General features: G+C 31.3%; 21 protein-coding genes. 11 read left to right on the forward strand and 10 right to left on the reverse strand.

The window, feature by feature from the left end; genetic code table 11:
* Positions 1-3 precede the first annotated feature (3 nt).
* A complete protein-coding gene (locus HNV10_RS06005) occupies positions 4-312 on the forward strand; it encodes a DUF6122 family protein (RefSeq protein ID WP_173300416.1) in 309 nt (102 codons plus the stop codon).
* On the opposite strand, the gene HNV10_RS06010 is transcribed toward HNV10_RS06005, so the two are convergent.
* The 6 genes from HNV10_RS06010 to HNV10_RS06035 form a co-directional block, all read right to left on the reverse strand.
* Positions 304-1,326 carry an endonuclease/exonuclease/phosphatase family protein gene (locus tag HNV10_RS06010; RefSeq protein WP_173300417.1) on the reverse strand — a complete coding sequence of 341 codons (1,023 nt, stop codon included), beginning with the start codon at positions 1,324-1,326 and terminating at the stop codon, positions 304-306. The two genes, HNV10_RS06005 and HNV10_RS06010, sit on opposite strands and share 9 nt — an antisense overlap.
* A gap of 7 nt (positions 1,327-1,333) precedes the next feature.
* Complete coding sequence (locus tag HNV10_RS06015) at positions 1,334-2,203, reverse strand: rhomboid family protein (RefSeq protein WP_173300418.1); 870 nt, start codon at positions 2,201-2,203, stop codon at positions 1,334-1,336.
* Between the two features lie 2 nt (positions 2,204-2,205).
* Positions 2,206-3,027 (reverse strand): rhomboid family intramembrane serine protease, encoded by an 822-nt coding sequence (locus tag HNV10_RS06020; protein ID WP_173300419.1) that lies wholly within the window; start codon positions 3,025-3,027, stop codon positions 2,206-2,208.
* Positions 3,028-3,030: 3 nt separating this feature from the next.
* Positions 3,031-4,899: a DNA mismatch repair endonuclease MutL gene (mutL, locus tag HNV10_RS06025; RefSeq protein ID WP_173300420.1), complete on the reverse strand. Its 1,869-nt coding sequence runs from the start codon at positions 4,897-4,899 to the stop codon at positions 3,031-3,033.
* Positions 4,900-5,340: 441 nt separating this feature from the next.
* Positions 5,341-5,850, reverse strand: a complete 510-nt coding sequence (gene ribH / locus HNV10_RS06030) for a 6,7-dimethyl-8-ribityllumazine synthase (protein WP_173300421.1) — start codon at positions 5,848-5,850, stop codon at positions 5,341-5,343.
* Between the two features lie 3 nt (positions 5,851-5,853).
* On the reverse strand, positions 5,854-6,618 hold the full coding sequence (locus tag HNV10_RS06035; RefSeq protein ID WP_173300422.1) for a tetratricopeptide repeat protein: 765 nt from the start codon (positions 6,616-6,618) through the stop codon (positions 5,854-5,856).
* Positions 6,619-6,757: 139 nt separating this feature from the next.
* On the opposite strand from HNV10_RS06035, the gene recF reads away from it, so the two are divergent.
* The 9 genes from recF (at position 6,758) to HNV10_RS06080 (ending at position 15,627) form a co-directional block, all read left to right on the forward strand.
* Complete coding sequence (recF, locus tag HNV10_RS06040; protein ID WP_173300423.1) at positions 6,758-7,837, forward strand: DNA replication/repair protein RecF; 1,080 nt, start codon at positions 6,758-6,760, stop codon at positions 7,835-7,837.
* The gene (locus tag HNV10_RS06045) at positions 7,834-8,253 is read left to right on the forward strand and encodes a lipocalin family protein (RefSeq protein ID WP_173300424.1); all 420 of its coding nucleotides are present in this window, start codon (positions 7,834-7,836) and stop codon (positions 8,251-8,253) included. Before recF ends, HNV10_RS06045 begins: the two co-directional genes overlap by 4 nt.
* Before the next feature lie 29 nt (positions 8,254-8,282).
* The gene (locus HNV10_RS06050; RefSeq protein ID WP_173300425.1) at positions 8,283-8,579 is read left to right on the forward strand and encodes a DUF721 domain-containing protein; all 297 of its coding nucleotides are present in this window, start codon (positions 8,283-8,285) and stop codon (positions 8,577-8,579) included.
* A gap of 103 nt (positions 8,580-8,682) precedes the next feature.
* Positions 8,683-9,165 (forward strand): CIA30 family protein, encoded by a 483-nt coding sequence (locus tag HNV10_RS06055; protein ID WP_173300426.1) that lies wholly within the window; start codon positions 8,683-8,685, stop codon positions 9,163-9,165.
* 93 nt (positions 9,166-9,258) lie between these two features.
* Entirely contained in the window at positions 9,259-11,670 is a 2,412-nt protein-coding gene (locus HNV10_RS06060) for a penicillin acylase family protein (protein WP_173300427.1), read from the forward strand.
* Positions 11,670-12,029 (forward strand): hypothetical protein, encoded by a 360-nt coding sequence (locus tag HNV10_RS06065; RefSeq protein WP_173300428.1) that lies wholly within the window; start codon positions 11,670-11,672, stop codon positions 12,027-12,029. The genes HNV10_RS06060 and HNV10_RS06065 overlap by 1 nt, the downstream gene beginning before the upstream one ends.
* 96 nt (positions 12,030-12,125) lie before the next feature.
* Positions 12,126-13,709, forward strand: a complete 1,584-nt coding sequence (locus tag HNV10_RS06070; protein ID WP_173300429.1) for a glycoside hydrolase family 30 protein — start codon at positions 12,126-12,128, stop codon at positions 13,707-13,709.
* 69 nt (positions 13,710-13,778) lie between these two features.
* Complete coding sequence (locus HNV10_RS06075; protein WP_173300430.1) at positions 13,779-15,014, forward strand: DNA cytosine methyltransferase; 1,236 nt, start codon at positions 13,779-13,781, stop codon at positions 15,012-15,014.
* Entirely contained in the window at positions 15,007-15,627 is a 621-nt protein-coding gene (locus HNV10_RS06080; protein ID WP_173300431.1) for a hypothetical protein, read from the forward strand. Before HNV10_RS06075 ends, HNV10_RS06080 begins: the two co-directional genes overlap by 8 nt.
* A gap of 23 nt (positions 15,628-15,650) precedes the next feature.
* On the opposite strand, the gene HNV10_RS06085 is transcribed toward HNV10_RS06080, so the two are convergent.
* From HNV10_RS06085 to HNV10_RS06095, 3 genes are all read right to left on the reverse strand, one after another.
* Complete coding sequence (locus HNV10_RS06085; protein ID WP_173300432.1) at positions 15,651-16,073, reverse strand: hypothetical protein; 423 nt, start codon at positions 16,071-16,073, stop codon at positions 15,651-15,653.
* A gap of 60 nt (positions 16,074-16,133) precedes the next feature.
* Positions 16,134-16,838 carry a tetratricopeptide repeat protein gene (locus tag HNV10_RS06090; RefSeq protein ID WP_173300433.1) on the reverse strand — a complete coding sequence of 235 codons (705 nt, stop codon included), beginning with the start codon at positions 16,836-16,838 and terminating at the stop codon, positions 16,134-16,136.
* An 89-nt stretch (positions 16,839-16,927) separates the two neighbouring features.
* On the reverse strand, positions 16,928-17,863 hold the full coding sequence (locus HNV10_RS06095; protein WP_173300434.1) for a peptidylprolyl isomerase: 936 nt from the start codon (positions 17,861-17,863) through the stop codon (positions 16,928-16,930).
* Between the two features lie 150 nt (positions 17,864-18,013).
* Between HNV10_RS06095 and HNV10_RS06100 the strand changes: the two genes are divergently transcribed.
* Positions 18,014-18,460, forward strand: a complete 447-nt coding sequence (locus tag HNV10_RS06100; protein WP_173300435.1) for a hypothetical protein — start codon at positions 18,014-18,016, stop codon at positions 18,458-18,460.
* A gap of 85 nt (positions 18,461-18,545) precedes the next feature.
* On the opposite strand, the gene recQ is transcribed toward HNV10_RS06100, so the two are convergent.
* Positions 18,546-20,747: a DNA helicase RecQ gene (gene recQ, locus HNV10_RS06105; RefSeq protein ID WP_173300436.1), complete on the reverse strand. Its 2,202-nt coding sequence runs from the start codon at positions 20,745-20,747 to the stop codon at positions 18,546-18,548.
* Positions 20,748-20,806 lie beyond the last annotated feature (59 nt).

Raw genomic sequence — 20,806 nt, forward strand, 5'->3', positions numbered from 1 at the left:
ACTATGTTTCAGCCAATAGTTCATTACGGAATACATTTTGGTGTACCTTTAATTGTTGCCTTAGTTTTTTACAAAAAAAATTGGATTAAAGCTTACGTCATTATGATTATGGGAATGCTTATAGACTTAGATCATCTATTGGCCAATCCTATGTTTGATCCTAACCGTTGTAGTATTAATTTTCATCCGCTTCACTCCTATTATGCCATTGTTATTTATATTCTTTTATTAATTCCGAAGAAAACAAGATTAATTGGCTTAGGATTAGTGATACATATAATTGCAGACTTAGCAGATTGTACCTTAATGTAATTTTAATATCGCCTTTATTGGGTAATGATCAGAAAGTTTTACATCAAAAGTTTTATATCCATTAACTGTAAAATCTTCATCGGCTAAAATAAAATCGATTCTCATTGGGAAAAACTTAAAATCATAAGTACGTCCAAAACCACTTCCGGCTTCTTCAAAAGCATCAATTAAATCATCACCTTTTACCTTTCTGTAGATATAAGAATAAGCTGTATTATTAAAATCACCAGTAATTATTGTTTTATAATGGCACTTTGCCTTGTGAGCTAGGAATAATTCTACTTGGTCTTGCTGTGCCTTAAAAGTTGCTCCAACTTGCTTAAACAAATGTTCTGAGGTTTCCTCTTTCAGCTTTTCAACATCCGTTTCAATCCCTGAAGATTGCAAATGAAATGTATAAACTCTAATTGTATCTTTTTGCTTTACAATATCTGCATATATAGCATTATTATTAGTATGTGGAAACTCTAGTGAACCAGAATTTACAATTGGAAATTTAGAAAAAATAGCTTGACCTCCTTTAATCCCTTTCTTATATGTAGCATTAAAACTATAATATCCTTTTAAACTCATACGCTGGCCTCTAGGATATTCTTGCAGACATATAATATCAGCTTCATTATTTTCAATAAATTCTATTATACTGTTTTTATCAATATTTTTAGGAAGCCATTCAAACTTATTAAATACTCTAACGTTAAAAGACATTACTGAAAAATTGGAGTCTTCCACAACAACTTCAGAAGCTGAGAACTTATACATTAAACTGATATAATTCCATCCTAAAAGTAAAACTACAAGAGATAAAATAAACTGTTTTTTTAAACGTAATAACCAAAAAACAAAGAAAATTATATTTGAAATAATAAGTAAAGGCACACCTAAACTTAAAACAGATAACGTTGCAAAACTTTTTGGTGGAATGTAAGGTAAAACATAAGAAATAAGCAATAAAAATGCAATCAACGAATTGATTACAAATAGAATTTTACTGCCAAATTTTAATTTTTTCACGTTTTAATTATTTACCTGCTTTAAAAAGAAATTCTTTTTCCTCTGCAGTTAAGCTTTCATAGCCACTTTTACTAATTTTATCGAGAATTAAATCGATTTTTTTCTGATTATTATACGTGTTAAATTCTTCTTTTGTCTTGCCTGCATAATCTTTGGTTACTTTTTTACGATGCACAGTTTTGAGATTAGATTTTGGTCTAAATAGACTCATAAAACTATCCATTGTTCGTTCAAAACCAATACCTATATCAGTACCTTTCAATAATTTTGTAGCGTAAATATACCCTAAAAGATAACCTCCAAAATGAGCTATATAACCGCCTTGATTTATTCCTGTCATTAATCTAAATAGGTCTAAACCAACAATTACCATAGCAATATGTTTCCACTTTACATTAAACGCATTAAACAACCTTATCTCTGTATTTGGCAGATATGCTGCCACAAATAACAAAAGTGCACTTACTCCTGCTGAAGCACCAACAAGAACACCATTTTTACCTACAATATTAAATGGCAGTAAATTAGCAACGGCCAAATAAGCTAAACCACCACAAATAATTCCTAAGAAATAAATATTAAGAATCATTTTTTGCCTAAATAAATTAGTTGTTATTCTTGATAAATAAAACAAGAATAGCATATTAAAAGCCAAATGAAAAAATCCATTATGTAAAAACCCATAAGTAATTATTGACCATGGCTGAAACAAAAAGTCCATGATACCAGATGGTAATTCAAAATAAGTATATACATCAATTCTCAACAGAGCTTCAAATACTAAACTAATAAGAAACACTAAAACGTTAATGGCAATGATTTTACCAAAAACATCTAGGTTCTGAAATTTATATTTTAAATTTTGAATAGTACTCATAATTAATTCCAACGGTATTTATTCTTTTCATTTTTTTTCCAATACCACATAATAATAAAACCTAAAACTGCACCACCAACATGAGCCATATATGCTGTATTACTTGGACTAAAGAAAGATTGACCTGTAAATGCCGAAATAATATCTAGAATTATAAGTCCTGGAATAAAGTATTTGGCTTTAACAGGAATTGGTAAGAAAATCATCATAAGTTTTGCGTCTGGATTCATCATTGCAAAAGCAGCCATAATTCCCATAATACAACCAGATGCTCCAACCATTGCGCTTAAATTTAGAACGTTCAAATTAAAAAGTGCACTAAACTGATCACCAGAAATAGAAGTAGTAAACTTTGCTTCATTTAAAAGTGGAATCATTTTTTCTTGCAAAATTTCGCCCTTAATATATTGTCCTTCTGTTGCATCTATATTCATTATTTTGCGCAACAAATCACTATTCAGGTTTAAATCTGCAATACTTTGCATTGCAGAAAAATAATCATAATAATAGTAACCCAACTGAAACAATAACGCACCTAAACCTGCCGAAAAATAGATAAATAAAAATTTTTTAGTTCCTAATCTTTGCTCTACAGGAGTGCCAAACATCCACAACGCAAACATATTAAAAAGTAAATGCGCAGGACTACCATGCATAAACATATGTGTTACAATTTGCCATGGTTTAAATAAATCATTGGTTGGAAAATACATGGTGAATAATTCATTAAACAATTGTCCTCCACCCAATGTTATAGTTCCAATGAACATTACAACATTAATTATAATTAAATGCTTAACAGCATCTGTAATAGTAAATCTCATATTCTACATAAATTTTTTCTCAATATCATCAACAGCCATAGTAATAAACGTTGGTCTATTGGTTGGCGATACGTTAGGTTCCTTACAGGCAAACAAGCTATTTACCATATGTTCTTGCTCTGTACTATTTAAAGATTGACCATTTTTAATGGCTAAACTCTTTGCCATTGACTTAGCTAACAAATCTGAAGCGCTAAAGTTAGAATCTGGCACATCATTTTCTACATCACTAATTAATTGCTCTAAAATAATAGACACTTCACTTTCTGGCACACCTACAGGCACTCCTGTAATTGTAATTTCTTTAGTATCTAATTTTGAAAACACAAATCCAGTATGCTCTAAATTAGCTTTTAAGTCTTTAATTATTTTTGTTTCATTTGGTGTGTAATGCAATTGCAACGGAAACAATAATTGCTGACTTGTTGCTTCTTGGATTGTGATATGCTTTAAGAAATTCTCATATAAAATACGTTGATGCGCTCTATTCTGATCTATAACTAACATTCCAGATTTTAAAGTACTTACAATATATTTTTGTTGCAGTTGAAACGTTGTTTTTGTCGTTTCTATTAAAGAATCACTAAAAATAGATTCCGTTTTAGCCTCACTCTCAAAAGTCACTTCACTAAAATCAGACTCTGAATTATTTCCTTTAGATTCCAATCCTACATATAAACTTTCCCAAGATGCTGCAGGTGAGGATTTAAAATCACTATTATAATTGGTTTTTTTTGAAATTCCGTTTTTAGATGAAGTATCGTCCTCAAACGGATTAAAACTGCGATCTACTTCAATTGCTGGAGTTGATGCTGATTTATTCTTATAAATATAAGGTGTATTAAAACTACTTTGCTGTTCAAAATCTAAAATTGGTGCAATATTAAATTGTCCGAGACTATGTTTTACTGCAGAACGTAAAATAGCGTAAAGGGTATGCTCATCATCAAATTTTATTTCAGTTTTTGTAGGATGAATATTAATATCAATAGACTTTGGATCAACAGTAAGATTTAAAAAATAACTTGGATGATAACTGTCTTTTAACAAGCCTTCAAAAGCAGATTTTATAGCATGATTAAGATAAGGGCTTTTTATAAAACGCTGATTAACAAAAAAATACTGTTCGGATTTTGTTTTTTTAGAAAATTCAGGTTTCCCTACAAATCCAGATATTTTTAAAACTTCTGTTTCTTCTTCTACAGGTACTAATTTTTCATTGGTTTTGGTCCCAAAAATATGTACCACACGTTGTCTGTAATTTTCTTGTGGAACATTAAACAAATCACTTCCGTTATGATAGAATACGAAGGCTATATTTGGGTGCGCTAGAGCCACACGATGAAATTCGTCTGTAATATGACGTAATTCTACGGTATCTGATTTTAAAAAATTTCGTCTCGCCGGAATATTAAAAAACAAATGCTTTACCGAAACTGATGTACCCGTTGGTGTTACGGAAACCTCTTGAGACTTTACTTCGCTTCCTTCAATAACAATTACAGTACCTAAATCATCTTGCTCTTGTTTTGTTTTTAACTCTACATGAGCAATTGCAGCAATACTCGCTAAAGCTTCACCTCTAAACCCCTTAGTATTAAGTTGAAATAAATCTTCAGCAGCCTTTATTTTAGAAGTGGCATGACGCTCAAAACTTAAGCGCGCATCTGTAACACTCATACCTTTACCATTGTCAATAACTTGTACTAGTGTTTTTCCTGCATCTTTAACAATTAATTTTATTTCGGTAGCATTAGCATCTATAGCATTTTCTAATAGTTCTTTAACTACAGAAGCTGGACGCTGAACGACCTCACCTGCTGCAATCTGATTGGCAACATGATCGGGTAAAAGTTGAATAATATCTGACATTAAAAAATTACTGAAAGATCTAAATAATTCAAAGTAACATAGGCAGCCAATAGAAGAAAAACAAAGATTATTAGTAATCGAATCCTAGTATTTTTATCACTTTGAATTTTACTATTTTGATTCCACTCACTCCTAAAATTTGTTCTTGTAGACCTTTTAGTGGGATTATCATCCTCTATCAATCCATGCTTTTTTTTCAAATTATCTAGACGTTCTTTTCTTTCGTCATAATAACGTGGTGTATAATTATATCTTTTATTCTTATTTTGTTTGAAAAATGTTGAAAACATGAGAATGAGATTTTATCAAAGTTACTTAAAATACAAGGAACAAATACCTAAGGATTCCTTAAAATTATCAACAAAAAGAATGCCAGTTCTAGATTTTTAGAGAGAATTTGAAATAAAAAATAAGGAATACAAGTCAAATATTAAATAGACACTAACTCTTAGTACTTCTTCTAAGCTCTGCCATTTTTATTGCAGCTATTGCTGCTTCTGTACCTTTATTACCATGCTTTCCGCCAGAACGGTCAATGGATTGTTGCATATTATTATCTGTTAGTACACAGAAAATAACAGGAATATCACCTTTAAGGTTTAAATCTTTTATTCCTTGTGTGACACCTTCACAAACAAAATCAAAATGTTTAGTTTCACCTTGTATAACACAACCTATTACAATAATGGCATCTAACATATCTGAATCTGCATAGATACTTTTACTCATTCTTGCAGCACCATAAGTTAACTCAAAAGTACCAGGTACGTTCCAACGCACAATGTTTTCCTTTATTGCACCACAATCTATTAGCGCATCAAAAGCACCTTGCCATAGGCCTTCTGTGATTTTTTCATTCCATTCTGAAACAACAATCCCAAACCGAAAATCTTTCGCGTTTGGGATTGTAGCTTTATCGTAATTAGATAAATTTTGATTTGCAGTTGCCATATACTATAAGCTTGCCTCTACTTTACCGATTAATACATCTGTATTCTTAGCTTCGTTAGATTCTGAGAATTCAGCATTAATACGAGTTAAATAATCTAATGCTTTACTATTATTACCTAATTCAATAGCAACTTTAGCTGCTTTCATTAAATACAAAGGCGTTGTATAATCGTTAACGTTTGCTTTAAAAGCTTTTTCGTAATATTCTAATGCTTTATCTAACTGGTTTAATTGAGCAAACGCATCACCTATTCCTCCTTTTGAAATAGGACCTAACATTTTATCATCACTAGAAAAATCATCTAAATGTGAAATGGCATTTTTGTAATCTTTTAGATTTAAATAAGCCATACCAGCATAATAGTTTGCTAAATTAGCAGCAGGAGTACCACCATAATTATCAATAATATCTAACATACCGTATTTACCTTCTCCACCTTCTAAAGACATTCTGTAAAGCGAATCTGCTGATGTACCGCTAACCGCCTCGTTAAAATATTTCTTTGCTGTATACATTTCGTTCATAGCATCCTTTTCTTTAGGTTCTGCTAGAAATCTATTATAAGCCATATATGCCAAAACCAATACTGCAATAATACCAACAATACCTAAAATATATTTTTGGTTTTTTACAGCCCATTCCTCTGCTTTAGAAGCACCTTCATCTAAAGTGTTAAACACTTCAGCTGTTGTTGAATCTTCTTCAACAATTACTTCCTTTTCTTTTTTGGTTTTTGGTTTGTAGCCTCTTTTATTATACGTTGCCATAAATTGTCATTTTGTGCGTGCGCAAAAATAAAATTTTTATTGGGATTTAAAAGCCTATTTATTTGTTATTTTTGAATAATTAATAACAAGCCTCAAAGCTTTTCTACATCAGTAAAATCAAGGAATCCGTGTACTTTTCATGAATCTAAACACACTATCTTTAATTAATTATAAAAATTTTGAAAGCCAAGTTTTCGATTTTGACGCCAAAATCAACTGTTTTGTTGGCGCAAACGGTATTGGTAAAACAAACGCTTTAGATGCTATTTATCACTTAGCTTTTGGAAAAAGTTATTTTAATCCCATAGCAATTCAGAATATAAACCACAATGCAGAGTTTTTTGTGGTCGATGGAAAATTCACTAAAAATGAACGGGAAGAAAAAATAATAGTATCCCTAAAAAGAGGCCAAAAAAAAGTCATTAAAAAAAACAGTAAGGCTTACGAAAAATTCAGCGAGCATATTGGTTTTATTCCTTTAGTTATTATCTCTCCTGCAGATAGAGATTTAATTATAGAAGGTAGCGATACAAGACGTAAATTTATAGACAGTGTAATTTCTCAAAGTGACAAAAGCTATTTAGCAGAATTAATTAACTATAATAAAGTATTATCTCAACGTAATGCGCTTTTAAAATATTTTGCTTTAAACAACACTTTTAATGCAGATACACTTGCTATATATAATGAACAGCTTCATAGTTATGGAAGTGAAATATTTAAAAAGCGAGATGCTTTTTTACAAACTTTTATTCCTATTTTTAAAGCACGCTACGAAGCTATCAGTCAGAATAAGGAAGCAATAGATTTAAAGTATAAAAGTGATTTGTTTGACACTGATTTAATTGATTTACTAGCTAAAAACATTAATAAAGACAAGGCATTACAATATACTAGTGTTGGTACTCACAAAGATGATTTGGTGTTTTTAATAGATGATTTTCCAATTAAAAAATTCGGTAGTCAAGGTCAGCAAAAGTCGTTTTTAATTGCTTTAAAATTAGCGCAATTCGATTTTATAAAACAGCAAAGTGGTGTTTCTCCAATTCTACTTTTAGATGATATTTTTGATAAGTTAGATGAAAACAGAGTAGCACAAATTATTAGTCTCGTGGACGATGAGCATTTTGGGCAAATCTTTATTAGTGATACTCATGCTGAGCGCACTGAAAATGTTATAAAACAAACGCATCAATCTTATAAAATTTTCAAATTATGAAAAACTACTTATGGATATTCTGCTTACTAATACTAAGTTGTTCTAAAAACCCAGAAACGCACATAAAACATCTAGAAGGCTATTGGGAAATACAAGAAGTTACCATGGCAGATGGCAGTAAAAAAGAGTATCAATTTAATGAAACCATAGATTATATTAGTATAAATGATAGTCTAACAGGTTTCAGAAAAAAACTAAAACCAGGTATAAATGACCAGTATTTTGCTTCTGGAGATGCGGAAGCCATTCAGTTAAAAATTGAAGATAATAGTTTAATAATTTATTATACGACACCTTATGCTAATTGGAAGGAAACCGTTTTAAATGCTGACTCTCTTCAGCTAAAAATTATTAATGAAAATAAGAATGTATATTTGTATAAACGCTATACGCCTATTAAGTTAGATATTGAATAATAAAAGGTAACACTTTCAGTTGAAATAAAATGGCAAAACGAAACAACGATAACCAAACCATTGAAGACATTCTAAAAGAGTTTGTGCAAACTAACAATCTACAATCTGGTTTAGATAAAGTAGATGTGCGTGAAGCTTGGGCTAACCTTATGGGAAATGGCGTTAACAATTACACAACAGCTATAGAATTAAAACACGAAACATTATATGTACAACTCAGCTCTAGTGTTCTTAGAGAAGAACTAAGTTACGGAACTGACAAAATCATAAAAATGCTTAATGAGTCCTTACAAAAAGAAGTTGTAAAGAAACTAGTGCTCAGATAATTCCTAAAGTTTTCAAAAAATAGTTTTCATTAGACGAGTGCCATTGTATTTTTATAAAATGACAATCGTTAAGTATATATTGCTGCTTTTAGTTTTTCAAACCATGACAATATTCAACTTTAATTCTGATAGCAATATTTCTAATTGGAAAATTGTAGATGATGTGGTAATGGGAGGACGCTCTAACGGAGAATTTAAATTAAGTAATGAAGGATATGGTGAGTTCTCTGGAAAAATATCCTTAGAAAATAATGGTGGATTCTCTTCTGTAAGATATGCTTTTGAAACATTAAACAGCTCAGGTTATTCTAAATTTATTATTAGAATAAAAGGTGATGGAAAAATGTTTCAATTTAGAGTAAAAGCTAATAGTAACAGTCGTCATTCTTATATATATAAATTCAACACTACTAGAGACTGGCAAACCATTGAAATTCCGTTTAAAGAAATGTCTCCATCTTTTAGAGGTTATGCCTTAGATATTCCAAATTATAACGGAGAACAAATGGAAAACATTACGTTTTTAATTGGGAATAAAAAAGAGGAATCCTTCATGCTATTAATTGACTCTATTATTCTTAAATAGTAATAGCCAAGTATTCAATTAAAATTCATTATTTGTTTTATCGTAGCATTTAATAATAATTGGTATTTTTAAAATCAATAATTATTTGATAAAATGAAATACTTCAAACTTATCCTATCCTTTATACTAACCATTGCCATATTTTATGCCCTCAACACAAAATTTGGAACCATTCCTCCTATCGGTAAATTTCTAAACCCATATTCTGGCGTCTGGCAAAATGAAAATGACGAATCCATAGCCGGAGAAATCTCAATTCCTAATTTAAAAGACAAAGTAACCGTCCATTATGATGCCCAATTAATTCCACATGTTTTTGCACAAAACGAACTCGATTTGTACAGAGCTCAAGGTTATATTACGGCTAAGCATAGACTTTGGCAAATGGAATTTCAAACTTATGCTGCAGCAGGACGATTATCAGAATTAATAGGTGAAAAAGCATTAAATTACGACAGGCAAGAGCGCAGAAGAGGCATGGTATATGGTGCAGAACAGAGTTTAAAAAAAATGTCTGAAGACGAAAACACAATGGCACTGATACAAGCGTATTCTGAAGGTGTTAATAGTTATATCAATCAACTAAACCCAAATAATTATCCAGTTGAATACAAATTATTAGATTATAAACCAGAACCTTGGACACCTAAAAAATCAGCGTTGTTATTAATGTACATGACAAAGATGTTGGCTGGTGGAGACGAGGACATTGAAAATACCAACGCTTTAAGACTTTTTGGAAAAGAACGGTTTGATTTATTGTTCCCAGATTTCTTCGATATTACAGAGCCTATTATCCCTAAAGAAACGGATTGGAGCTTCATAGATGTACCACAAACTCCAAATCCAAACACTTTACCTGTTTTAGACTCTATAGCCGAAACTATAGATAAACCAGACCCAAATTATGGTAGTAATAATTGGGCTGTTTCTGGTAAAAAATCTAACTCAGGCCATGCCATTTTAGCAAATGATCCTCATTTAGGACTCAACTTACCTTCCATTTGGTTTGTAATGCAATTAAGCACACCAAATCACAATGCTTTTGGAGCAACACTTCCTGGAGCATTAGCTGTAATTTCTGGTTTTAATGAGCATATTTCTTGGGGAGAAACTAATGCTACTAGAGATGTTATAGATTGGTACAAAATTGAATTTAATGATGATAGAACGCAATACAAATTTGATAACCAATGGAAAGATATTTCCGTTAGAGTTGAAGAAATCAAAATAAAAGGAAAAGAAACTTACAAAGATTCTGTACTCTATACACATCATGGACCAGTGGTTTATGATAAAAATTTTAAATCAGATAATGAATTGTCTGGTTATGCGATGCAATGGACTGGTCATATTCCTAGTAATGGTCAAAAAACATTTACGGAAATGAACAAAGCTAAAAACTATGACGACTATGTTAATGCTTTAAAAAGTTGGGTTGCACCAGCTCAAAATTTTGTGTTTGCCTCTACCGAAGGTGATATTGCCATTTGGGTTCAAGGATTGTTTCCTAATAAATGGGAAGGTCAAGGTAAATTTGTAATGGATGGCAGTAAACCTGAAAATGATTGGCAAAGCTTTATACCTCAGCAATTTAATGCACATACAAAAAACCCAGAACGCGGATTTGTAAGTTCTGCTAACCAAACTCCTGTAGATGAAAACTATCCATTTTTTGTATTTAATGATGGCTATGAAACGTACAGAAATAGAGTAATTAATGATTTTTTTAATTCTAAAGACAAGTTTAACGTTAAAGACTTTAAGGATTTACACAATAACAATTACAATCTTAAAGCAGCTGAATTAATGCCATATATGTTAGAAAAAATGAATACTTCTAACTTTACTAAAGAAGAAAAAGAAATTTATGACATCGCTAAAAAATGGAAATACAACAATGACATGACAGAAATAGGGCCAAGTATTTGGAGTGCTTGGTGGCCTATTTTAAGCCATATGGTTTGGGATGAATTTGACGTAAAAGACACAGCAATTGAACCTCCATTTACGTACCAAACTATCTATTTATTAAAAAACAATGGCGACGACGATTTTATGGATATAATAGAAACACCAGAAAAGGAAACTGCAAAAGATTTATTTAATCTTAGTTTTAGCAAAGCGGTTACAAAACTTAATAATTGGAAAACTAAAAATGGTGACCTTGCATGGGTAAATTACAAAGGCACTTTTGCAGGCCATTTATTACAAGCTTTACCTGCCTTTTCTCGATTTGATATACCAATTGGTGGAGGAAAAAACATTGTAAACGCGACTTCAGAAAATTGGGGACCTTCTTGGCGGATGATTGTAGAAATGACCTCTCCTCCTACGGCATTAGGCATTTATCCTGGTGGACAATCTGGAAATCCAGGAAGTAAATACTACGATAATTTTATTGATGATTGGGCTGCAGGAAATTATCATAGCCTTAATTTTTTAGAAAATGATACCACAACAGAAGCTGTTATCGGTACACAAACCTTAACACCTAGTAAATAATGAGCAAGAACATACTCCATTTTATAGTTACAATTATCTTAGCATATATACTCTCATTAGTATTGCCTTGGTGGTCTGTTATGATTGCTGCAACAGTAACAGCTTTATTTATTCCTTTAAAAAAAGCAGCTGTATTTTTTATTCCATTTTTTGCCATTCTTTTATTTTGGTTTGTATACAGCTATATATTAAGCAGTAGTAACGATTTTATTTTAGCCAAACGTATTGCTATACTATTACCGTTAGGTGGAAACCCATATATTCTAATGTTAGTTACTAGTATTATTGGTGGCTTAGCTGCAAGTGTTTCTGCTATTTTTGGAAAACAATTAAACTCAATAATAACAGAAAAAAAATAAGTATTAAAGTTTTTGTTATACTTAAATTAAAAATAGAGAAACTGTATATTTACTATCATAAAATAAATTTTAAAACAATAGAAATATAAAGCTATAATGAAAATATTTAATAGTAAAAAAGAATGGTTAAAATATATGGTTCTCCCATTTTTGTTAATCAATTGTACTCCAAAAAGCACCTATCAAAATTATGTTTCTGACGTCTATCAAACATCACAATCGGGAGATAACCTAAAACTTGTTTCCAGTGAAGGTTCTATTTCAGATTCTAAAGATTTAAAAAAAGTAAGTATCGAAATTTTTCCTAATGAAGAATTTCAAAAATATTACGGTTTTGGTGCTTCATTTACAGAATCTTCAGCATGGAATCTGGCTACAATTCCTGTTGAATCTCGTAAAAAAGTGTTGACCAAACTTTTTAGCCCTTCAGAAGGTGCTGGTTTTACATTAACACGTACTCACATTAACAGCAGTGATTATTCTAATACACATTACACCTATGTAGAAGACGGTGATAAAGACCTTTCTACCTTTAATATAAATGAAGATTTAAAAGGATTTTCTGGTGATGAAAATGACCAAGTTACTGGTATAGAACTTGTAGAACCAGGTTATGATCTAATCCCAATGATATTAGAAGCATCTAGTATTCCTGGTGCTGATTTCAAAATTATAGCATCACCATGGAGTCCGCCTTCTTGGATGAAAACTGGAGAAACTTCAGAAATGACTAATGGTTCGTTATTACCTGAATATTATGGACTTTGGGCAGAGTATATTTCAAAATATGTAAGTGCATATAAAGAACAAGGCATAAAACTTTGGGGAATTACACCTCAAAATGAACCGCTACATGCGCATGATGCGCGATGGGATAGTAATGGATTTACACCAGAACAAGGTAGAGACTTTTTAAAAAATCATTTAGGACCTCAACTTGTAAAGGATGGTCATCTTAACCTTGATGATTTAGAATCTGGATTACGTGTTCTTATTTATGACCACAATAAATCTACAATGAATGAGTATGTTTCTGCTACTTATAAAGACCCAGAAGCTTCTAAATATGCTTGGGGAACTGCATTTCATTGGTATACAAATTCCGAATTAAAGAAAAACAATTGGTACGCAGAAGAATTAGCCGAGTTACAAAAAACATGGCCTAACAAAGGAATGATTCATTCGGAATCTAGTATAGATATTGATGCCAATGACCCAATTGGTCAATATTGGAGAGCTAGTACAGATTATGCAGGAACTTTTGTGCCTTTTGAAACTTATGCTTACGATGTCATTACAGATTTAAACCACGGAACTCAAGGTTATGTAGAATGGTGCAGTATTCTCAGCAATGAAGGTAAACCAAATCCTTACGACAATTTTAATAGTGCTCCAGTACTTATAAATCCAGTTACTGATGAAGTAATTTACACACCGCTCTATTATTTACTAAGCCACTTTAGTAAGTTTATACGTCCGGATGCAAAAAGAATAAACCTTAAAGGTGAAACCACAAAAGGGATTATTTACACCGCTGCAAAAAATATAGATGGCTCCATTGCTGTTGTTGTATATAATAATAACAAAGAAACACATGAAGTTACTATAACTTTAGAAACCGAAACCTTTACAACACAAATTTCACCAAAAGCCATGCAAACCATTCATTTACATCAGTAAAAGCCAATTATATTAATGTCAATTTTTTAATTAAAACCTTATAAACCAGAACAATACAGACACAATTACATGGGAAATAAAAAATTAAAAGTTGCAGAGTTATTTGCAGGTGTTGGAGGTTTCCGTCTTGGGTTAGAGAAAAATAATTTTGAAATTGTTTGGAGCAATCAATGGGAACCATCTACTAAGATGCAACATGCTTCAAAAGTTTATGAAGCACGTTTTGGTAAACATAATCACTCTAACGAAGATATTAACCAAGTTGTAACAAGAGATGTTGAAGAAATCCCAGACCATGATTTATTAGTTGGTGGCTTTCCTTGTCAGGATTATTCAGTAGCAACAACTTTACATAATTCTAAAGGCTTAAAAGGAAAAAAAGGTGTGCTTTGGTGGTCTATTCATAATATTTTAGAAAATAAAAAGAACAAACCAAAATATCTATTTTTAGAAAATGTAGATCGGCTTTTAAAATCGCCAGCCAAACAAAGAGGACGCGATTTTGCCGTAATGCTACAGAGCTTAAATGATTTGGGTTACGCTGTAGAATGGCGCGTTATTAATGCTGCAGAATATGGAATGCCACAGCGTAGACGACGTGTTTTCTTTATTGGTTATCACAAATCAACTTCAACTTATAAAAGGCTTCAAAAATCGAGCAAAGCAGAATGGCTTACTAAAACTGGAACCATTGCAAATGCTTTTTCTGTAGCCAAAACCAATTCTATTGAAGAGGTTGAATTAAAAGGTGACTTAGTAGAAATTACCAATAACTTTAATAAAAACGGAAAATTATCACCTTTTTTAAATACTGGCTTACTCATTAAAGGGAAAGTTTACACCACTAAAACAGAACCAAATTACGATGGTAAAAAAACGGTTTTAGCAGATGTTTTACAAAATGGAGACGTAACACCAGAATTTTTTATTGACGACAAAGACAAAGAAAAGTGGGAATATTTGAAAGGTGCAAAAACTATTGAACGCAAATCTGCAGATGGCTTTGTTTATAAATATTCTGAAGGAGGTATGATTTATCCAGATGCCTTAGATAATGCTTCAAGAACCATAATTACTGGTGAAGGCGGAAAATCTCCATCGCGATTTAAACATGTTATTATTTCAAATAAAGGTTTAAGAAGATTAACACCTGTAGAACTAGAACGTCTTAATATGTTTCCGGATAATCACACAAAGCTAGAGGGTATTACTGACGCCAAACGTGCCTTTTTTATGGGAAATGCCTTAGTTGTTGGTGTTATTGAAAAAATTGGAGCCGCACTTTATAAACAAATTAATGCCTAATTTTAAATCTGATTTAGCTCAAGAAGAAATTTTATCTACTTATTTAGATACCATTTATGCTAAAAAAAAGATTGAATTTAAAAGGGTACCTGATTTAAACAAACAACTTCAAGGAATCGATGTAATTATGACCGTTAATGGTCAGTCTTATTTAATAGATGAAAAAGCGCAACTTCATTATTTAAATTCTGATTTACCAACATTTACTTTTGAATTGTCTTATTTAAAGAACTCTATTTTTAAAGAAGGTTGGCTCTTTGACACTAGCAAACGCACCCATTATTATTTCTTAATTACCGGAATATTTTTAAAAAAAGGAATAAACAAGCTTTCATCTTATAACGATATTGATAAAATTAAAATAACAAGTGTTAACAGAACTAAACTCATTACACACTTAAAATCAATTAATTTAAGTAAAGAAAAGCTATTGTACTATGATTTTGATTGTAGAACTAACAAAACCTATGGTAAAAATAATATTGCAGAATTAAATCCTCACAAAGAAGGTCTAATCTATTTTACAGAACAATTAGAGGAAGAACCTGTAAATCTGCAATTACGACTTAGTTATTTAATTAAAATTGGTGTAGCAAAAAGATTTCATTATTAAATGTCTTTGAACAAAAAATAATACTAATCTTCTAAAAAATCAATACTTTTTGCCCAATTTACAGCAGATTCTACGCTATTAAAACGTCTTATTTTCTTTTTAAAAAATAAGTTTTCTATTACTGTATTTACAAAACTTAAATCATCGTATCCTATAACACCATAACCTTTAATGGTAAAACTATTTCTAAAAAATTTAAGCCAATCGGTTGGAACTAGTGAATATGAATAAATCCTATGAGATATATACACTAAATCTTTACCATCACATTTTGTATAATCGAGTACATCATTGATAATACGTTTAGCATGTTCTTCCCATGAGAAACTCACACCTTCCTTTATTTCCGAGATTAAAAAACCATTAAAAATAAATATATCACCAAACTTGTAGTTTAATTCTTTGAGAACTTCATTGTATAACTCACTATGTCTTATACTTTGCATATAGAAAAATATGAAAATTCTTTCTTATGCAAAAATAATATGTTTAATCTTAATAGATACTTAATTAGAGGAAGTTGTTTCATACTCGATTACAAATTTTTTGGCTCGTCTGTTTTCAGAATTTATCTCTAATGTCTTTTTATAATTAATATAAGCCTGCAAACTATCTCCATGCAATAAATAGGCTTCTCCCAAACTATCATAAACATTTGCACTGTTTGGATGTAATGCTGCATTAATTTTTAAAATCTCAATAGCTTTTTTGTATTCATGCTTTCTTATGTTTTGGTAACCCAAACTATTAAAATCCCATTCTTTAATAAATATACTCATAGAATCTTTCTTCTTAATTTCTAGATAACCAGCTAATGCTTTATCATAGTTACCTTCTTCTAAGTGTAAGCTAGGTGTTTTATAACCTTTAGGAGCCTTTAAATAATCATAGGTCACTGTACCATTATCATCTTCAGATATAATGGACATATATCTGTCCTTAGTTTTAGGATGCTGAACAAATCTAAATTTCTTGTATATATCAGCTACAAAAAATTCATTTTCTGAAATAGCAACAGGTTCAATTTTACCACCTCTCCAATTTAGCATAAGCTTATTGTTTTCATAATAAACCTCTATCATATCGTCTAAATTGTAAAGGTAACCACCTGCAGTTTCCTTTTTAAATTCTTCGGAATACTCAATATTATTTGAACAATTAAAAACTAAAAGAAAAAGTGTTAGCGTTAAAAGCAATGTTTTTGGTTTCATAATCAATGGTTTGGTTGAATAATGTGCAAAAAAAAGTCTCACTATAAGTGAGACGATTCTTTTTCTATTTTGTTACGAATGAGTTTTATTTACCCTTTAACATCCATTAGTTCAACATCAAAAACTAAAGTTGCATTTGGTGGAATAACTCCTCCTGCTCCTGCTGCTCCATATGCTAAATCACTAGGAATAACTAAACGCGCTTTATCACCAACGTTTAAGAGACAAATTCCTTCATCCCAACCTGGAATAACTTGACCTACGCCTACTTGAAAATCTAATGGTGAATTTCTTTTGTATGAAGAATCAAAAACAGTTCCGTCTGCCAATTGCCCTTTGTAATGAACAGAAACAGTATTTCCTTTTTCTGCTTTTTTACCTTCTCCTTTTTGAATTACTTTATAACGCAAACCAGATTCAGTAACATCAAAACCAGCAGCCAATTTATCTAATTCAGCTTTTGCTGCTTCGCGTTCTGCAGCTATACGTTTTTCTCTAGAACCTTCAAATGTTCTAAACGCTTCAATAGCATTAAATTTTTCTGCAGCATCACCTTGTCTTACTATTTCAATACTTTCAATAGAATCACCTTGAGCAATTGAATCTACAATATCCTGTCCTTCTACTACATTACCAAAAACAGTATGCTTACCATCTAACCAATCTGTTGCAACATGTGTGATATAAAACTGGCTGCCATTTGTTCCTGGACCAGAGTTTGCCATAGCTAATATACCAGGACCTGAATGTTTTAAATCTGGATGAAACTCATCATCAAATTTATAACCAGGATTTCCTGTACCTGTTCCTTGTGGACAACCACCTTGAATCATAAAATCTGGAATTACTCTATGGAATTTTAAACCATCATAGTAAGGATTTCCTTGTGGTTTAGCTGAATTCTCAAGATTTCCTTCCGCTAATGCCACAAAATTCCCAACTGTTCCTGGAGTTTTTTCAAACTCTAAATTTACTAAAATCACACCTTTTGTAGTGTTGAATTTTGCGTATAAACCGTCTTGCATTGTGTTTTCTTTTGTTTAAGAGTGCAAAGATAAGTAATGATTTATGATTTACGAATTTAGACTGAAGATTTACGAATTTGATAATTTAAATACAGAGGACTGAAATATTTGATTTTTAAATTAATAAAGTTAGTTTTGAAAAAAAACTAAATGGCATTTTCATTATCTAAACTTTTTGGCAATTCAGCTTCTAAAACTAGCGATAGCACTGACGCAATTATAAGAGATGTAGAAAACCATCCTTATGGTGTCTCTGAAAATAATGTGCTTTATGCTGGTTTAAATGAATTGGGAGGTTATTTCTTTTTTCAAACTGTAATTGTTGGCCAACTTCATATTAAATGCAAAACTGGAGCAACGCTTACCTTTTTAGGTGATAATTTTGAATTACAATTAGATTCTGATATGCCAGAATTTGAATCTGAAAACTCCAGTATAAAAGGAAGAAGCATCACAAAAATTGATTTTCAGATTGAAGAAAGTGAAGTCAAAAAATTAGAAAATGCAACGCTAAACAGTGTTAAAGTAAAAGCTAAACAACAGAATCTTTTATTTAAAAAATCTACTATAGTTGAAGTTTCTGAAGAGGAAGAATAAAATAATAACAGTCCGATTAAAATGAAGGAACTAAATCCCTAAATTTAATCGAACTGACATTAAAAATTTTTATATAATCATAACCTTAATTGGCTACTTCGCTCATAAATTTTATTCTATATAGGCGTAATTCTTCATCATCATAATCACCATCAAATTCTTCTATGGCATCAGAAATTTTATCACTTTCTGTTTCCATAAAATAATCATGAATTTCTTCTTGTTGGTCTTCGTCTAAGATTTCATCAATCCAATAATTGATATTTAATTTAGTACCAGAAAAAACAATAGATTCCATTTCCTTTATAAATTGAGGCATTTCCATGCCTTTTGATGATGCGATATCGCTTAAAGGTAACTTTCTATCAACATTTTGTATAATGTATAACTTTATTGCAGAGTTAGTTCCTGTAGATTTTACAACCATATCATCTGGTCGCATTATGTCGTTATCCTCAACATAATCGGCAATTAAACCAACAAAATCTTTTCCGTATTTTTTTGCTTTACTTTCACCTACACCATGTACATTAGACAACTCATCTATAGTTATAGGGTACTTTAGCGCCATATCTTCTAAAGAAGGATCCTGAAAAATAACAAATGGAGGAACACCCAACTTTTTAGCGTTACGTTTGCGCAAATCTTTAAGCATTTTCATCAGTTTCTCGTCTGCAGTTGCTCCACCTCCTTTTGCGTTTGTAACGATTCCATCATTAGATTCTTCATCAAATACATGATCTTCTGCCATTAAAAAAGATTCTGGTTTAGAAATAAATTCTACCCCTTTTTCACTTAGTCTTAAAACACCATAAGTTTCAATATCTTTCTTTAATTGACCAGCAACTAATACTTGACGAATTAACGCCATCCAATAGCGTTTGTCCTTATCCTTACCTACGCCAAAGAAATCTTGTGTATCTGTTTTGTGAGAAGATATTAGTGCATTAGAATTACCAACTAATACTTGTACTAAATCTTTAGCCTTATATTTTTCGTTTGTTTTTTGTACTGTTTCTAGTAATATTTTAACATCATCTTTAGCTTCAACTTGTTTTTTAGGATGACGGACATTATCATCCATATCTCCACCTTCTCCAGTTGCGTTATCAAATTCTTCTCCAAAATAATGTAAAATAAATTTACGTCTAGAAACGGAAGTTTCGGCAAAAGCAACCACTTCTTGTAAAAGTGCATGCCCTATTTCTTGCTCTGCAACAGGCTTGCCTGCCATAAATTTTTCTAGTTTTTCAATATCTTTATAGGCGTAATAAGCTAAACAATGCCCTTCTCCACCATCTCTACCAGCTCTTCCTGTTTCTTGATAATAACTTTCAATACTCTTAGGAATATCATGATGTATTACAAAACGCACATCTGGCTTATCTATTCCCATTCCAAAGGCAATGGTAGCCACTACAACATCAGTATCTTCCATTAAGAACATATCTTGATGTTTAACTCTCGTTTTTGCATCTAAACCTGCATGATATGGTACCGCTTTAACACCATTAACTTGAAGTACTTGTGATAATTCTTCTACACGTTTTCTACTTAAACAATATATAATGCCAGATTTGCCTTCATTCTGTTTTACAAAACGAATAATATCTGCATCTACATTTTTAGTTTTTGGTCTTACCTCATAATAAAGGTTGGGTCTATTAAAAGAAGCTTTAAAAGTAACAGCCTCTGGCATTCCTAAACTCTTTAAAATATCTTCTTGTACTTTAGGAGTTGCGGTTGCCGTAAGTCCAACTATAGGTATATTGTCACCTATTCGCTTAATAATGGTTTTTAGATTTCTGTATTCTGGTCTAAAGTCGTGTCCCCATTCACTAATACAATGCGCCTCATCTACAGCCATAAAAGAAATTTCAACTGTCCTTAGAAAGTCTACATATTCTTCTTTGGTTAAAGATTCTGGTGCCACGTATAGTAACTTTGTGATACCATTTGTAATATCATCCTTTACGCGTTTTACTTCTGTTTTATTTAACGAAGAATTTAAAACATGTGCAACGCCTTCATTTTCAGATACAGCTCTAATAGCATCAACCTGATTTTTCATCAAGGCAATAAGAGGTGATACAACAATAGCTGTACCCTCTTTAATTAGTGCTGGTAATTGGTAGCATAAAGATTTTCCGCCACCAGTTGGCATAATAACAAAAGTGTTATTACCAGCTACGACGTTCTTTATTACTTCTTCTTGAAGACCTTTGAATTGTGAAAACCCAAAGTACTTTTTCAGTGAATCGTGTAAGTCAATTTCTGCAATACTCATTAATCCCTATTGGTATTTTATATACATTTGCAACAACTTTAAAGATAACAAATTCTTTA

It is taken from the genome of Winogradskyella litoriviva, assembly GCF_013249065.1.
Lineage (GTDB): Bacteria > Bacteroidota > Bacteroidia > Flavobacteriales > Flavobacteriaceae > Winogradskyella > Winogradskyella litoriviva.

Coding starts and splice junctions, on each gene's coding strand:
- HNV10_RS06005 (WP_173300416.1), top strand. CDS start 4: ATGTTTCAGCCAATAGTTCATTACGGAATACATTTTGGTGTACCTTTA.
- HNV10_RS06015 (WP_173300418.1), bottom strand. CDS start 2,203: ATGAGTACTATTCAAAATTTAAAATATAAATTTCAGAACCTAGATGTT.
- HNV10_RS06020 (WP_173300419.1), bottom strand. CDS start 3,027: ATGAGATTTACTATTACAGATGCTGTTAAGCATTTAATTATAATTAAT.
- mutL (WP_173300420.1), bottom strand. CDS start 4,899: ATGTCAGATATTATTCAACTTTTACCCGATCATGTTGCCAATCAGATT.
- ribH (WP_173300421.1), bottom strand. CDS start 5,850: ATGGCAACTGCAAATCAAAATTTATCTAATTACGATAAAGCTACAATC.
- HNV10_RS06035 (WP_173300422.1), bottom strand. CDS start 6,618: ATGGCAACGTATAATAAAAGAGGCTACAAACCAAAAACCAAAAAAGAA.
- recF (WP_173300423.1), top strand. CDS start 6,758: ATGAATCTAAACACACTATCTTTAATTAATTATAAAAATTTTGAAAGC.
- HNV10_RS06045 (WP_173300424.1), top strand. CDS start 7,834: ATGAAAAACTACTTATGGATATTCTGCTTACTAATACTAAGTTGTTCT.
- HNV10_RS06050 (WP_173300425.1), top strand. CDS start 8,283: ATGGCAAAACGAAACAACGATAACCAAACCATTGAAGACATTCTAAAA.
- HNV10_RS06055 (WP_173300426.1), top strand. CDS start 8,683: ATGACAATATTCAACTTTAATTCTGATAGCAATATTTCTAATTGGAAA.
- HNV10_RS06060 (WP_173300427.1), top strand. CDS start 9,259: ATGAAATACTTCAAACTTATCCTATCCTTTATACTAACCATTGCCATA.
- HNV10_RS06065 (WP_173300428.1), top strand. CDS start 11,670: ATGAGCAAGAACATACTCCATTTTATAGTTACAATTATCTTAGCATAT.
- HNV10_RS06070 (WP_173300429.1), top strand. CDS start 12,126: ATGAAAATATTTAATAGTAAAAAAGAATGGTTAAAATATATGGTTCTC.
- HNV10_RS06075 (WP_173300430.1), top strand. CDS start 13,779: ATGGGAAATAAAAAATTAAAAGTTGCAGAGTTATTTGCAGGTGTTGGA.
- HNV10_RS06080 (WP_173300431.1), top strand. CDS start 15,007: ATGCCTAATTTTAAATCTGATTTAGCTCAAGAAGAAATTTTATCTACT.
- HNV10_RS06085 (WP_173300432.1), bottom strand. CDS start 16,073: ATGCAAAGTATAAGACATAGTGAGTTATACAATGAAGTTCTCAAAGAA.
- HNV10_RS06090 (WP_173300433.1), bottom strand. CDS start 16,838: ATGAAACCAAAAACATTGCTTTTAACGCTAACACTTTTTCTTTTAGTT.
- HNV10_RS06095 (WP_173300434.1), bottom strand. CDS start 17,863: ATGCAAGACGGTTTATACGCAAAATTCAACACTACAAAAGGTGTGATT.
- HNV10_RS06100 (WP_173300435.1), top strand. CDS start 18,014: ATGGCATTTTCATTATCTAAACTTTTTGGCAATTCAGCTTCTAAAACT.
- recQ (WP_173300436.1), bottom strand. CDS start 20,747: ATGAGTATTGCAGAAATTGACTTACACGATTCACTGAAAAAGTACTTT.